This window comes from Corynebacterium kefirresidentii (assembly GCF_016599755.1).
In the GTDB taxonomy this organism is placed as follows: domain Bacteria; phylum Actinomycetota; class Actinomycetes; order Mycobacteriales; family Mycobacteriaceae; genus Corynebacterium; species Corynebacterium kefirresidentii.
Map to the genome: position 1 here is coordinate 39,671 of NZ_CP067011.1, position 12,954 is coordinate 52,624.

The following is a 12,954-nucleotide window of genomic DNA, read 5'->3' on the forward strand; positions in this document are numbered from 1 at the left end:
GTGTTTATTTAGAGCTCTGGGCCTTGTTCTTCTTCAAGCTCATCAGCGGGTGCTTGCTCGTCGGTGGTATCGCTGTCGCTGGTAACGCTTTGCTGTTCGCCGCCCAGGCCGAGGCTGGCGAGGAAGTCGAGACCTGCTTGCGCGCCCTCATGCAGTTCACCGGCGTCTTCGTCTTGGGAGTTATCGGTGTTATCGGCTTCTGGGGTGGTCTCGGGCGCTGGTTGCGCTTCTTCTACGGTGTTCTGGACGGTGGTGTCTTGTTCGTCATGGTGGGTGTCGTCATTGTCTGGTTCGTAGGCGGCAGCGATGGTTTCTGCGACCATGTCGCGGATTGTCTCTTGTGATGGCTCGTCTACGCCCAGGCGGCGTAGTTCGTAAGTGCGTTGTGCGGCCAGGAGGTTGACTTCATCGGCGATGTAGCCTGCATGGTCAGCGACATCGTTAGGGATTTCCTCTGCGCGCAAGCGCGTGGCGATGTCGGCGCGGTCAGCCCAGTCCATCTTCTCGCGGCGGATAGTATCGAGTCGCTGTTGAAGCTTGTGGGCGTGCTCGCTGTCGTGTTGTGCGGCAGCATTTAGGCGCTTGTCCCATTCTTCGGTGTCGTCGGCACGGTAGCAGATTTCGTCCCACAGACCTGCCTCCGGCAAGTTAGCACCAGTATCCTCAATGGCCTGCTGAGCTAAGCTGCGGCGCTGTTGCGCCTGTTCAAGACGCTTGTGCGCATGGTCTATGCGCTGTTGGTACGTGCCATAGCCTGCAGCGTTATGGTCGTAGGCCCGCTCGGCAACCGGGCGGGTGTAGTCCTCTGCCAGTAGGCGTTGGTGCTCAATGTCTGCCAGGGCAGCTTCTTCTTCACGAAGGGCGGCACTGTGGTCTGCCATGGCCTGCTCATAGGCGCGAATGCGCCCAGCATCAAGGCATATCTGCTGGTAGTCAGCCTGTACCTCATTTGCGGCTGCGTCTTTGTCCTCGTGGAGGCGGGTGGTGATACTTGCTTCTTGCCAAGTGAGCGATTCCACCTTGGAATTAGCAAAGCGTGCGTGCTCTGCCAGCACAGACTGGTTAAGCCGGTTGAGGTTTCCTTCCTTACTGGTAAGGCGAGCAGTTTCCGCGCGGTCGTAAGGGTTGTGGGTGCGAAGCCACGTATCGAGTTCTATATCTGTCTGACCAGATACAGGAGGCAGCTGGTTGCGCTTTCCGGTATCGCGCAAGCGGAGTTGTTCGTCTAGACGGTAGCGGATAAGCCGTGCCGGATCATGGGCGTTGTCAATATCGCGAGTAGCAGCGTCCATGACGGTGCGCGGGTCAATGCCCGCGTCGATAAGCCTTGCCCAGCCGTGGCGGATGGGTGCTACACCGTCGTCGCTGGTCTCAATCTTTCGGGAAAGGTCGCCGGGTAGGGTGTCGATCCAGTCCGGCAGGTAAGCGTCGATGAAGTCGTTGGTGGCTTCATCTTTACCCATAAGCCACAGGCCCATCATGCGATCGGGTGAGGTTTGCTCGTCGACGACCTCGGCTATGACCTCGCGTGCGGCCTTCGGGCTGTTATCGCGGGCGATTACCTTGTTAAAGACGTCCCTGGTACTCGGGGCGTGGTCTATGCCCTGGTAGTGGTAGTGGCCTTCCTCGGCCAGCTCATCTAGCTGGTGCTCGGTTACCGCATAGATGTGGTTGGCAAGCTTGCCGCGTGTAAGTGCGACATACAGCCCTGCCCTATCGACGTGGTGGTCAATGACCGCGCGGGTGCAGTCCACGGTGCTGCCCTGGGCGCGGTGGACGGTAGCCGCATAGCCTAGCTGCACATTGTCGTGGACATAGTCTGCTGGCAGGCACAGTTCCTCGCCGGTTACTGTGTTGCGGGCGGTGATACTGCCGTTCTCGGCAATTCCGGTGACGGTCAGCAGCGTTCCGTTGTTAATACGGGTACTGGTAGCGGTGTCGTCGTCGTAGAAAGTCTGGTTTTTGCGCGCCAGAATCGTATCGCCCACACCTGCTTTTTCGCCTCTAGAAAGCTGGGCTTCCACGGTGGTGTCAACAACGCTCTGGGCGATGTAGTGGGCGCGGATTGTCTCGTTGAGTTCTGCCACATCGCGGTTGGTGGCAGCAATAAGCAGACTGGTTTTACCGCTAGAAATATCAGCCAGGTAGTCTGCTGCGGCCTTATCCAGCATGTCGCTGCGTGCGCCACCATTGACCCAACCACGCTTAGCGTAGAAGTCGAAAGTAGAAGAATCGCCCTCGCGCAAGCGCAAGCTGGTAGCAGATTGCTCACTATCTCCACCGAAGCGCACGACTTCGGAGAGTTGATTATCACTGCGGCCAGAAGCGTTGACCATTGCTCCGAAAAGTCCGCCGTTTTCGACCGCGCCGAGCTGTTTATGGTCACCGATAAAGCGCACGACTGCGCCTGCTTCTTCGGCAATTTCTAACAGTGAGCCGATGTTAGGGGTCGAGGCCATGCCGGCCTCGTCGACGATGATCATGTCGCCTGCGTTAATGGATACTGGAAGGTCTTTGAGGCTGTGGCCGGGCTTGGTTGGGTGGTTTCCGCGCCAGGTGTAGGTGAGTTTGTCGATGGTAAAAGCGTCAAAGCCTAAGTCTTTAGACAACACATCTGCCGCCTGTGCGGACGGGGCCAGACCAATCACATTGCGGCCCTGGTTCGCCCAGACGTTGGCGACAAGACGCATAGATGCGGTCTTGCCGGTACCTGCCGGGCCTACGCCGGTAGCAGCCAGTGTGCCGCAGGTAAGCAGGTAGCGCGCCATGGATTCCTGTCCTGTATTAAGGCGGAAACCAGCCTCGGCTTCGTGCTCATCGAGCGCTTTATCAATCGCTGCAGACGGTGCGAATGCAGCCACCGGTTCGTTAAGCGCAGCCAGTGCTTTGTCTTCGGTATCGAGAATGTCCTGGGTGGTATAAAGCTCACTATCAGCGCGGGTATCGCGAGCTTTACCTGCCGTATTTTTCAGCGCCTCCGGCAGTTCCAGAACATCGAAATCATTGAGCGCAATGGCCTTATCGCGCACAATAGCCTCGACCACAGTGGCGTGGATAAGGTCGCGCTCGGAAAGAGAATTAAAGCGATAGCCTTGGAGTTTTCCACCTGCAGCAGTAGCTACATGCGAGGTACGAAAATAGGAACGACGCCTCGTTACCGTGTCTACAACGTCGTCGATCAGGCCCGATAGGTGGGTCTCGGCGTCAAACAGTGGGCGCTCATCACGGCCAGAATCTGCGGCAAGTTGGTTGATTGCAGCGAGTTCTTCTGCTCCGTTTTCGCGGGCGGATACTTCATTTTTCCAGCCTGCGCGAAGCTCCGACAGGCTTTCTGGTTCACGCTTCGCGTCACGGGTTTCCAAGATAGCTTGCTGCCACAAACGACCCACCTCAACCGAGTTAGGGGTTGCGCCACGCTCGGCAACAAACTCTTCAACAAGGCGCTTATAGACCGGCTGTGCGCCACGTCGACGCTTAGAAAACGACTCCATCAACGACTCGGAAACACCGTCGATCTCCCACGTGGGTTCCTTGTTGACCCCATGGTCACAGGCGGTGAATGTGTAGCCCATGTCGTTAGAAAGCAGGGTGTTCAAGATGGAGTCATAGCGGTGCGAAATTGCTTGCGCCTGCTTGTGCAGTGCCTTGGAATCAAGGGATAACCACCGTCCATCTTCGGCTTGAACCTTGTTAGATACCAGCACGTGCGAGTGCAGATCCGGGTCTCCTGCGCGCGTATCGTAGTGCTTAAATTCGGAGGCAATAACGCCTTTTGTCTTAACTTGTTCTCGCCCCTGCTTGCCGGAGCGAGTAAAAAACACGTTGTCTTCTGCCCACGCCATAGCCTCCTGCACGGCCTGGTGATGAAGCGCCTCAATGCGCCGCGCGGTCTCTTCATCAGACAACGCCCACGCCACAGACACGGACTTGGCGGGCGAGAAAGTCATATCAAAACCCGACACAGATTGGCGCACATTGTCTTTAAGACCGTTGACCCAGTTGACGATTTCCCGGCCCGATTGCGGCTCGACGCCGTGTTCCTCAATGAAGAATTCTCGGCCAATATCCTGGACTAACTCGGCCCGCTCCTGCTTTCCCATCAGCGTGCCCGTTGTCTGCCTATGGCGGCGCTCCGCATCACGAAGTGCCACCAAAACCGGCACATCATTCGTGAAATTAGCGAACGGTCGACCCAGCTGTACGTCCTTGATTTTCTGACCTTCGGACATCTTCATATCCGCATCCGGATGCAGGCCCTCGCCGTACAACGCGGCCATTTGAGACTCGGTAACTTCCCCACCCTGCACGACATTCTCGGTGTTCAAACCGGCAAGACCAGAGCCTAACCAACGACCTGGCGGGGTGCCTTTCGCGTCGTAATACTTCGACAAACTTGGCGCGTCTGTCGGCCCATCATTGGTAGCCACAGAGCGCAACAGGTACTCATAACCTGTTCCGCTATTGACTACGCGCAGGGTCATCATGCACCCTAGTCTAGCAGCCAAAACCCGATTAACACTAAGAGTGCCAATAGTGTGTGTCTGAAAGCGCGCTTGCGCGCGCCGACGCGGGCGTATGCCGCGTCTTGCCATAGTCCAGAAAGTCTCGTCTTTCTGTTTGGGCTCTGGTCATTTCGCGTCAGCGGGTGTTTGTGTCAGGGTTGCGGTGGTGTATGTGCGCTGGCATTGTGGGCTTATGGTTACCGCAAGTAAAAGTTTGAAGAAGCGTCAGGAACTGCGTCAGCATCTCGAAGAGGAACAGCGCAAGCTGCGCGACAGGAAGAAGAAGCTCAACTCGCTACTGTCGCTAATCGACCAGCGCGAGAAACTCGATGAGAAGATTGGCGAAGCCTCGCAAGAAATTATCGACCTAGGCGAGTCCAAGGAGCTTGTGCGCGAGCTCGTCGGTGTCAGCCAGCGGGACTTCAACGACATGCTAGGAGCCGCTAGTGACTCCTCCCCTAGTGCGCAGGATTCGTCTGGAGACGAAGAGTCGCACGCTGGTGATGATGAGCGCCAGGACAACGAAGAAGCCGCCAGCGCCTCTGAGGGCGCTGGCGGCGAGGATGACCACGCTTCTGATGGTCAGTAGTCAGTAGAGAGAAAGAGCAGTCTTTCGCGTCGAGTCTGGCTAGTACTTGTGCTCGTTGGGGTCGCAGTACTCGCCAGGGTTGGCGGGCGCGTCTTCGTAGGTGTTGGAGTATGGCGAGTCGTTAGTCTCGTCGGTGGCGCGCTCGTAGTGGTCGGCCATGGAGCCAATCATCACGCCGAGGAAGGTAAGGAAGTACCAGATGATGATCCAGGCGATGATTCCGCCTAATGCTCTGAGGATTCCTGCCACCAGTCCTGCGCGTCGTATCTGGGCGATGAGCATCCAGATAGGTATGGCGATAAGGGCAAGTTGCCACCAGCCGGGTACGTGGTTGGTGGATTCGATAAATGGCAGTGCGTCCATGGGGTTGTCCTTCCTCTCTGTGGTGCGTGCTGCCTATGGTGTCATAAGCGTTGGACGTGTGGGGTGTCATGAAAGACTTTGAGGATATTCCTTTTGCAGAGCTTGCTCACCTGGAGCCGAAGCGGCCGGCTTCGGCTCGGCAGTCTCGTGCTGCGCGTGTTCATGATCCGGAGCTTCCTTTTGACGATAAGACTGTCAAGACTTTCTTTGAGCATGTCGTGAAATCACCGCACGGGTGCTGGCTATGGGTGGGTTCCATTTCCTCTCCTGATGGGTATGGGCGGTTTACGTGGCAGCGCGGTAATCGTCAGCGCACTGTGGCGGCACACCGTTTTGCGCTTCTTGTCGCGGGCGAGTCGTTCGCCGCGCGCGAGGTTGCCGAGCACGAGTGCAACGAACCGCTGTGCGTGCGGGTCGGTTGTGGTCATGTGCGTAAGACAACACAGCGGGAGAACCTTCGCTATGCGGTAGCGCTTGGCCGTCATACTGGAAACAGGGTTGCTGTTACGGCGTTGAGTTCTCGGGTTGAGCGCTCGCGGCGGATTAGGAATGCGCTTCGTGATGGGTGGGACGAACGTCGCTACCGTGAGGCAATCTTTGGTGTCGATAGTGACCAGCAGACGTTGTTTTAGTGTGCGGTGTTTGTGTCAGGGATTGGGTGGGGTGTCCCCCTTTCTTTCAATGAGTGCGCCCCGGCGTGTGCCGGGGCGCTATGTCTACAGTGCGTTGGCTTCGACTAGTTTCCAGAAGTCGACGTTGGTGCGGACTCGGAAGCCGCTGCGGTTGAGGTTGATGTTTCCGTCGGCGTTGATGTCGTGAGGCCAGTAGATGAGTCGCTCGGCAATGGCGTTGATGTTGAAGCGGTGTGCCCACTCCCCTAGCGGGGTGATGATTTCGTAGTGGATTGCGTCGTTCAAAGTGGCGTAGGTTGCCATGAGTCTCTTTCCGTCTCGTATGCGTCTCGCTTGTGTGTTGTGCCGGTGTATCCGGCGCTGTGGTCGTCTGTGAGGCGTCCCTTGGGGCTTGGGTGCCCTGTGGCGGGCCCGGTGGGCCTGCGGCCCGGTGTGGGCCGCAGGCGGGGTCTTATATTTCGACGACCGTTGCTAGGACGGTGAGGAAGACTTCGGCGCGCACGATGATGGAGTGCTCTAGGTGGGTGGCGCGGCAGTTTTGCAGTTCGTTCCAGATTTCGGCGGCTTGGTGGTCGTTGATGGTGATCTCGCCGAGGTAGGCCCGTGCTTCGTGGCGGATGTGCTTTGTCGGTGCGGTGGTGTCGATGTAGGCGTAGTCGACGACGAAGCCGTGGTTCTTGTTGCTCCACCATTCGAAGGCGTCCATGTGGAGCTGTTGTTGTGGGGTGTAGAAGGTGGTGGTTTGGGTTGCCATGTCTGGCGTTCCTTTCGGTTGGTGTCGAGTGGTGCCGCGTGTGTGGTGGAAGATGTCTCTTCCGTGCGGCGTGCCTTTAGTTTAACATATGTTTTAACATATGGCAAGACATATGGCGGAACATATGTCTTAGCATATGCCTTAACAGGTGGTGCGTACATTTACCTGGTGACACCGTCTATCGTGCGCCTCCCTACTCCCCCACTGGTGCGTGTGCTTAGTGTCATTGCTATACAAAAAGCCCCAACCGCAGGGCGGCTGGGGCTTGGCGTGCGAGGGTCTAGATGTTGTTGCCCTCGTGCCAGTTTTCAGCATCGGCGTGCTCGTCGTAGTGCGCCTGGGCGCAGTCTTTGGCTTCGGTAAGGGCCTTGATGGTTAGTTCTACGTCTGCCGGGCTGTAGGCGCGGGCTTGCAACTCGTCAAGCGTTGCGCCTTCTACTGCGTAGATTTCTACGGCGGGGTTTTCCTCGTCGGTGTCGACGGCAATGGTGCGCAGGGCGTGGATTGGGGTAGTCCAGGTTTTCTTCGGCATGGGTCTCTCCTTTTTGGTCTAGGTTATCCCACCAGTGTGTAGGCGGCTTACGGGGTTGTGCGCAGTTCTAGGCGGGCGGCGGTGTCAATGGCCATAAGCGCCAGGGTGACGATCAATCCGCTAAGGGCGATTGCGGAGGGGATGAAGATTGCTTTTACCCCTTGAGGGAAGACGGCGACATTGGCCAGGAGCGGGAGTAGGACGGCTATGGCTGCGGCGAGTGTGAATAGTGGGCGGTAGGTTTCTTTGATGGTGCGGCTGGTGTCTGCGGGTAGCTGTCGCAGGCGCATTTCTGCGTTGCTGAGGTAGTTGATAATGGGCACGATGAGTGCGGTGGCGGCGATGAGGATCAGTAGTCCTAGGGTGGTTGCCATGTCTGGCGTTCCTTTCGGTTGGTGTCGAGTGGTGCCGCGTGTGTGGTGGAAGATGTCTCTTCCGTGCGGCGTGCCTTTAGTTTAACATATGTTTTAACATATGGCAAGACATATGTTAGGCCATATGCTTTAGCGTATGTTAAGGCATATGGCAGGCGGGTTAGTGCGGTTTATGGCCTGTGTGCTGCTCTTATGCGAGCGCTTGGCGTAGCTGATACCCGGCCAGCAGGACCCAAAACCCCGCGGTTGCTAGGGCGATAAAGAAGACAGTTTCGGATGCGGAGTATCCCGTCAGTCGGAGCACGACGGGTGGGACTGTCCAGAACACAGCCGGGACGGCCAGGCCGAAGAGGGCGATGTCCGCGCGCTCATTAGCGTCGCTGAGGGCGAGGATCGTCAAGGCCAGGAGGGCGGCGAGAGTGAAGGCGGCGAGGGTGTATGAGGCCATGGCGGCAAGCTTCCTTTCGGTTGAAACTTCGAGGACGCTTTTGATCGTATCGGCGGGGTGTGCACACCCTGCTGGGCTTAGAGTGTGGTGATGTCTTGGTAGCGTTGCCAGGCTTTGCGTTGGCCTATGCCGTGGTTAATCATGATGTCGAGTAGTTCGGCTTCGGGGGCGTGTTCGGCGGCGTGGCGGAGTTGTTCGGTCATGTGGAGGTATTGGCGGCGGTAGCTGGTGCTGGCTACTTGGCGGGCGTAGTCGGCGAGGTGGAGGTCGACGATTTTGAGGGTGACCAGTTCTGTCATGATGTGGTGTTGGTCGTCGGCGAGTCCGTCGCGGTTGCCTTTGGCTTGGAGGGTGTTGAGGACGGTGGAGGCGTCGGTGGGGCGGCTGTCGTTGACGAGTTCTTGTAGGGTGGCAAAGATTCTCGCCAGTAGGGTGTTGGCGAAGTCTGCGGGGTCGAGTTTGTCGGTGATGGTGGCGATGGTGTCTTTGTCGCCGCTGGTGAGCATGGCGGAGATGAGGCAGGCTTCGGAGTTGGTGACGGTGATGGTGGCGCTGATGGTCTCGGCAGTGTCCTGGGCCATGGGGTGCTCCTTGCTTTGTGGGTTATGCGGCTTGGCGTAGTTTGTCGGGGCGGAAGCCGGAGAAGCTGTTGCCGGCTTCGTCGACGATGACGGGGGCGCTGGCGTGGCCGAGGGTGGCGAGGTAGCCGGTGTGTTCTTTGGCGGGTTTTTCTTGGTAGTTGAGGCCGAGTTTGTTGGCGGTTTTGATGGTCAGTCGGCAGGGGTGGCATCCGGGTTTGGTGTAGATGGTGAGCATGTCTGCTCCTTTCTGGTCGAGTGTTGCCTTCCGTCACGGTATGCCTCTAGTTTAACATATGTTTTAACATATGGCAAGACATATGTTAGGCCATATGCTTTAGCATATGTTCGGGGTTTGTGGCCGCCACCTGTAGTTTTACTGGTGCCGGTGGTGTCGGTCTGGGGTGTGGGCGTGCATTTTTCTTGCTTTCATCTCCGGCACGTAGTGCCTGCGCCCGCCTGTGGTGGAGGTCAAGAAAGCGTGGAATAAATAGCGAAAAGCGCCCCGGATTTGAACTGGCCCCCGAAAGTTGGACTGGTTTAATTCTAGGCGGTTAGGGCTTCAAGGGTCTGATTTCGATATTGCATCGGGGTTAGACCCTTGAGTCGTTGTTGGATGCGTTCGGTGTTGTACCACCGGATGTACTCGTCGATTGCCTGGTTGAACTCTGCGACGGTGTCGAAGGCTTCTCCGTGGTACATCTCGGTTTTCAGGTGGCCGAAGAAGTTCTCCATGACCGCGTTGTCGTAGCAGTTGCCTTTGCGTGACATCGATTGGACTCCCTGGTGCTGGCTAATCAGGGTGCGCCATGATGAGTGCTTGTATTGGAATCCTTGATCGGTGTGGATCATCCAGCCCGGCTCTGGAGCACACGCTTTGATCGCCTGCGCCAACGAAGCCGAGGTAAACGCCGTAGACGGCGATGTGGCCACTGTGTGGGCGACGATTGAGCGGTCGAACAGGTCCATCACCGGTGAGAGATACACCTTGCGGCCAGCGACTTTGAACTCGGTGACGTCGCTGACGAAGACAGTGTTGAGCCTATCGGGGGTGAAGTTGCGCTCGAGTGTGTTCTCAGCGATGTAGCTGATTGTGCCAGTGTAGGAGATGTAGGGCCTGCGCTGGCGGATCTTGGCTTTCAAGCCCATGGCGCGCATGAGCTTGTAGACAAGTTTGTGGTTGACCACCCAGCCCTGGTTACGCAGGTCGAGCAGTACCCGCCGGTAGCCGTAGCGGTGTTCGTTGCGCTGAAAACTGTCCCGGATCGCGTCTTTGAGCACGGCATGTTTATCCGGTGCGGTGAGTCGTTTTTGGTGGTAGAAGAATGTCGAGCGTGCCATGCCGGCCGCATCCAGGAGGTAGTCCAAGCGGTGGTGTGACTTGAGGATGACGATTGCCTGGGCTTTCAGGCGTGTCCCTGGTTCCTCAAGTCTCGCAATTTTTTTAAGTAGGCGTTTTCCGCTTCCAGCCGCTCAACCTGGCGGCGAAGCTTTTCCTCTTCCGTGAGGCGTTTCGGCGCAGCCGATCCTTTGGGCCTGCCCTTCGGCTTCGGGCGCAGAGCCTCGTCGCCGCCTCTGCGCCACTTAGCCACCCAGTCCTTGACGAGGTGGTCGGATGAAAGATTGAACTCTCGGGCAAGATCCATCATCGACTCACCCGCAAGATGACGTTCTACAACTTCCTTCTTCGCCTCGAAGGAGTAGTGCTGCTTGTTTGGTTTCTCCACGAGACATAGTCTGCCACGCAGTTGGAAACGGCGATAAAGTCTACGCGTTGCGTCTCTCGAGACACCGACAACACGAGCAGCGGCTCGGCAACCCATTCCCTGCTCGAAAAGCTCCACTAACTGCTCACGCTGAACTTCACTCAGCGAACTACGTGCTCTCAAAGAAAATGCTCCCCACTAGTTGTTGGCAACTGATTTCTCAGTCCAACTAATGGGGAGCAGTTCAATTCGGGGCGCGCGGGAGCGGTTTATGCCGCGAAAGTTCTTGACCGTAGCCACAGGCGGGTTAAGCTGCCGAAGGCGGAGATGAAAGCGTATCTGCCGAAACGGACACTGGTTGCGGCGTGTGGCTGTGTGGCTGGTCTTTCACGGTGGTGTTGGGGGTTGTTTTCCACGGGAGTTGCGCTCGGGTGCGCGGTGGGGTGGTCAGGCCATGATTGAAGGTCGTGGAAATTCCCGCAGCGAAGCGAGGAAATTGGAGCGAAGGCCACCGTGGGGTGGGTGTGGTTTAGTGGCGCTCTTGCGGGGTGTCTTTGTGATTGCGGTAGTAGCGGTCTTTAATGCGGCGTTGTTTTTTACCTTCTTTTACTAGCAGTGGGTAGAGGTCTTTTTCTGGTGCGGTGTGCGCCTGGCGGTTAAGGCGTTCGACCATGTGGCGGTATTGGCGGCGATACGAGTTGGAGGCTACGGCTTCGGCGTAGTCGGTTATTTTCGGCGGTATGTGCTCTAGGTTGGTGAGCATGGTGATAAGTCCGTCGATGTTATCGGTGAGTATGCCGGATTGGTCGCCTTCGGCGTGTAGGGCTGTGCGCACGCTGGCGGGGTCGTAGGGTCTGCCGCTTTTGAGTTGTTGGCTGATGGTGGCAAAGATTGCGGCGTAGTCGGTGGAGTAGAAGTCGGCGGGGGTGAGTGTTTGTGTCAGGTTTACCGCTTGGGTGGTGTCGCGGTTCCAGAGCAGGGCTGCGATAAGTAGCGCTTCGGGGTCTTCGCGCGGGTCGTTGTCTGCGCGGTCGGCGATGTGGGGAGTCTCGTGGGACATGGTGGCTCCTTGGTGTCGCGGGTGGTTATCCTTCCCAGCCGGTTTGTTGAGCCCAGGAGGAGATGAGCTGGTCGGCGATGGAGGCTCCATACTTGCTGCGGATTTTTTGCATGGCCTTCAGGGTGTCTTTGGGGATGTAGACGGTGGTGGTGCGGGTGAGCTCGTCGGTGTTGTAGGTCGCGTCTGCGGGCTGGTAGTCCGCGCCGTGGTCGGTGATTAGTTCCCAGGCTTCTAGAAGTTGGCGGTAGATAGGGGTGCTGGTTTCTGCCCAGTTTCTGCGTAGTTCTTTGTAGATGGAGTAGGGCAGGTTGACGGTGGTGCGGTGGGGCTTTTCTTTCTTGGTGGCCTTTGTGACCTTGGTGGTATTAAGTCCGGTGTCTTTGGTGAGGGTGGGTTTTCCTTGGGCGTCGGTTTGCTTCTTTTTCGGGCGTGCCAGTCCTGGGGTGTCGTTCATGGTTGCTCCTTTTTAAGGTGTGGTTAGTTGGTGATTTGGGCGATGATTTTGTCAAAGATTGCGGGATAGCCGTGTAGTTCTTTGGCGCTGTTGCGGGGCCAGTGTCCGAATTGGCGGTCGAAGTAGGCGCGGGATTCTACGCCGGGCCAAATGACTGGGATTCCTTCGTCTTCAAGGACTTTCCGGGCGCGGTCGGCAGTGCTTTTGCGCTTGTCCCAGATGGTGGGCAGTACGGCGTAGTGTTTGCCTTCTGGAATGACGTCGATGATTTTCCAGGTTTGTGCCATATCCGTGTGGGTGCCGGTGGTGGGAATGACGACGAAGTCTGAGTTTTCGATGATGAGTTCAGACATGCTGTGATTGCTGGGTGGGCCGTCGATGATGACAAGGTCGTCGCTGTATTTTTTTACCTTGCGCGCGAGGATTCCTCGGTTGACGGCTTCGACTTCGACGTCAACGTGGGGGGCGTTGGGGTTTTCTTCGAAGGCGTCGTTGGCGTATTCGATCCATTCGGAGGCGGTGCCTTGTTCGGCGTCGGCGTCGAGGACGTGGACGGTGTATCCACGGTAGGCGGCGACGGCGGCGAGGTTGATTGCGCTGGTGGTTTTTCCGGTTCCGCCTTTGGCGTTGAGGCAGGAAATTACGGGCATGGCTGCTCCTTTTAGGTGTCGAGTGTTGTGTTCTCAAAGTGTCCTTTGAGCTGTGGGTTTCATATTAGCATATGTTCTGCCATATGTTAAGCCATATGCTTAAACATATGTCTTGGCATATGTTTAATTGGGAGCTTTGATTTTACGTCTCACGTGGGAGTTTGTTGCTTTTTTCGGCTACGTTTTCTACGATCAATCGTGTCGAGTGTTTAACTGATTCCTTTCGGTTATTCCGACGTCTCGGGGATGCCCGAGACAAGCTCCCGGGGATGCCTGGGAGCTTTTTTATGTCCAAAGCAAGTGGGTTAAGGG

14 protein-coding genes and 1 pseudogene are annotated in these 12,954 nt (G+C 57.0%); 2 read left to right on the forward strand and 13 right to left on the reverse strand.

Features of this window, described 5'->3' with window-relative positions; genetic code table 11:
• Positions 1 to 8: 8 nt before the first annotated feature.
• Complete coding sequence (gene mobF, locus I6I12_RS00175) at positions 9 to 4,484, reverse strand: MobF family relaxase (RefSeq protein ID WP_200287374.1); 4,476 nt, start codon at positions 4,482 to 4,484, stop codon at positions 9 to 11.
• Positions 4,485 to 4,716: 232 nt separating this feature from the next.
• On the opposite strand from mobF, the gene I6I12_RS00180 reads away from it, so the two are divergent.
• Complete coding sequence (locus tag I6I12_RS00180; RefSeq protein WP_234288087.1) at positions 4,717 to 5,091, forward strand: 3-deoxy-D-manno-octulosonate 8-phosphate phosphatase; 375 nt, start codon at positions 4,717 to 4,719, stop codon at positions 5,089 to 5,091.
• A 39-nt stretch (positions 5,092 to 5,130) separates the two neighbouring features.
• On the opposite strand, the gene I6I12_RS00185 is transcribed toward I6I12_RS00180, so the two are convergent.
• On the reverse strand, positions 5,131 to 5,454 hold the full coding sequence (locus tag I6I12_RS00185) for a hypothetical protein (protein ID WP_200287375.1): 324 nt from the start codon (positions 5,452 to 5,454) through the stop codon (positions 5,131 to 5,133).
• Positions 5,455 to 5,522: 68 nt separating this feature from the next.
• On the opposite strand from I6I12_RS00185, the gene I6I12_RS00190 reads away from it, so the two are divergent.
• Positions 5,523 to 6,086 (forward strand): hypothetical protein, encoded by a 564-nt coding sequence (locus tag I6I12_RS00190; RefSeq protein WP_234288088.1) that lies wholly within the window; start codon positions 5,523 to 5,525, stop codon positions 6,084 to 6,086.
• 84 nt (positions 6,087 to 6,170) lie between these two features.
• Here the strand turns inward: I6I12_RS00190 and I6I12_RS00195 are convergent, their stop codons facing one another.
• The 11 genes and pseudogenes from I6I12_RS00195 to I6I12_RS00245 form a co-directional block, all read right to left on the reverse strand.
• Positions 6,171 to 6,389 carry a hypothetical protein gene (locus I6I12_RS00195; RefSeq protein WP_070624122.1) on the reverse strand — a complete coding sequence of 73 codons (219 nt, stop codon included), beginning with the start codon at positions 6,387 to 6,389 and terminating at the stop codon, positions 6,171 to 6,173.
• A gap of 148 nt (positions 6,390 to 6,537) precedes the next feature.
• Entirely contained in the window at positions 6,538 to 6,840 is a 303-nt protein-coding gene (locus I6I12_RS00200; RefSeq protein WP_070624116.1) for a hypothetical protein, read from the reverse strand.
• Positions 6,841 to 7,120: 280 nt separating this feature from the next.
• Positions 7,121 to 7,372: a hypothetical protein gene (locus tag I6I12_RS00205; RefSeq protein ID WP_070624364.1), complete on the reverse strand. Its 252-nt coding sequence runs from the start codon at positions 7,370 to 7,372 to the stop codon at positions 7,121 to 7,123.
• A gap of 47 nt (positions 7,373 to 7,419) precedes the next feature.
• Complete coding sequence (locus I6I12_RS00210) at positions 7,420 to 7,746, reverse strand: hypothetical protein (protein ID WP_200287376.1); 327 nt, start codon at positions 7,744 to 7,746, stop codon at positions 7,420 to 7,422.
• A gap of 190 nt (positions 7,747 to 7,936) precedes the next feature.
• Complete coding sequence (locus tag I6I12_RS00215) at positions 7,937 to 8,194, reverse strand: hypothetical protein (protein WP_011116985.1); 258 nt, start codon at positions 8,192 to 8,194, stop codon at positions 7,937 to 7,939.
• 77 nt (positions 8,195 to 8,271) lie between these two features.
• Positions 8,272 to 8,775, reverse strand: coding sequence for a DnaB-like helicase N-terminal domain-containing protein (locus I6I12_RS00220; RefSeq protein ID WP_011116986.1), 504 nt, complete (start codon positions 8,773 to 8,775; stop codon positions 8,272 to 8,274).
• Between the two features lie 22 nt (positions 8,776 to 8,797).
• Positions 8,798 to 9,010, reverse strand: a complete 213-nt coding sequence (locus I6I12_RS00225; protein ID WP_011116987.1) for a glutaredoxin family protein — start codon at positions 9,008 to 9,010, stop codon at positions 8,798 to 8,800.
• A 308-nt stretch (positions 9,011 to 9,318) separates the two neighbouring features.
• Positions 9,319 to 10,579: pseudogene (locus tag I6I12_RS00230) on the reverse strand (IS3 family transposase).
• Positions 10,580 to 11,007: 428 nt separating this feature from the next.
• Entirely contained in the window at positions 11,008 to 11,538 is a 531-nt protein-coding gene (locus tag I6I12_RS00235; protein ID WP_011116988.1) for a DnaB-like helicase N-terminal domain-containing protein, read from the reverse strand.
• 25 nt (positions 11,539 to 11,563) lie between these two features.
• Positions 11,564 to 11,992 carry a hypothetical protein gene (locus I6I12_RS00240; protein ID WP_011116989.1) on the reverse strand — a complete coding sequence of 143 codons (429 nt, stop codon included), beginning with the start codon at positions 11,990 to 11,992 and terminating at the stop codon, positions 11,564 to 11,566.
• 23 nt (positions 11,993 to 12,015) lie between these two features.
• Positions 12,016 to 12,642, reverse strand: coding sequence for a ParA family protein (locus tag I6I12_RS00245; RefSeq protein ID WP_011116990.1), 627 nt, complete (start codon positions 12,640 to 12,642; stop codon positions 12,016 to 12,018).
• Positions 12,643 to 12,954 lie beyond the last annotated feature (312 nt).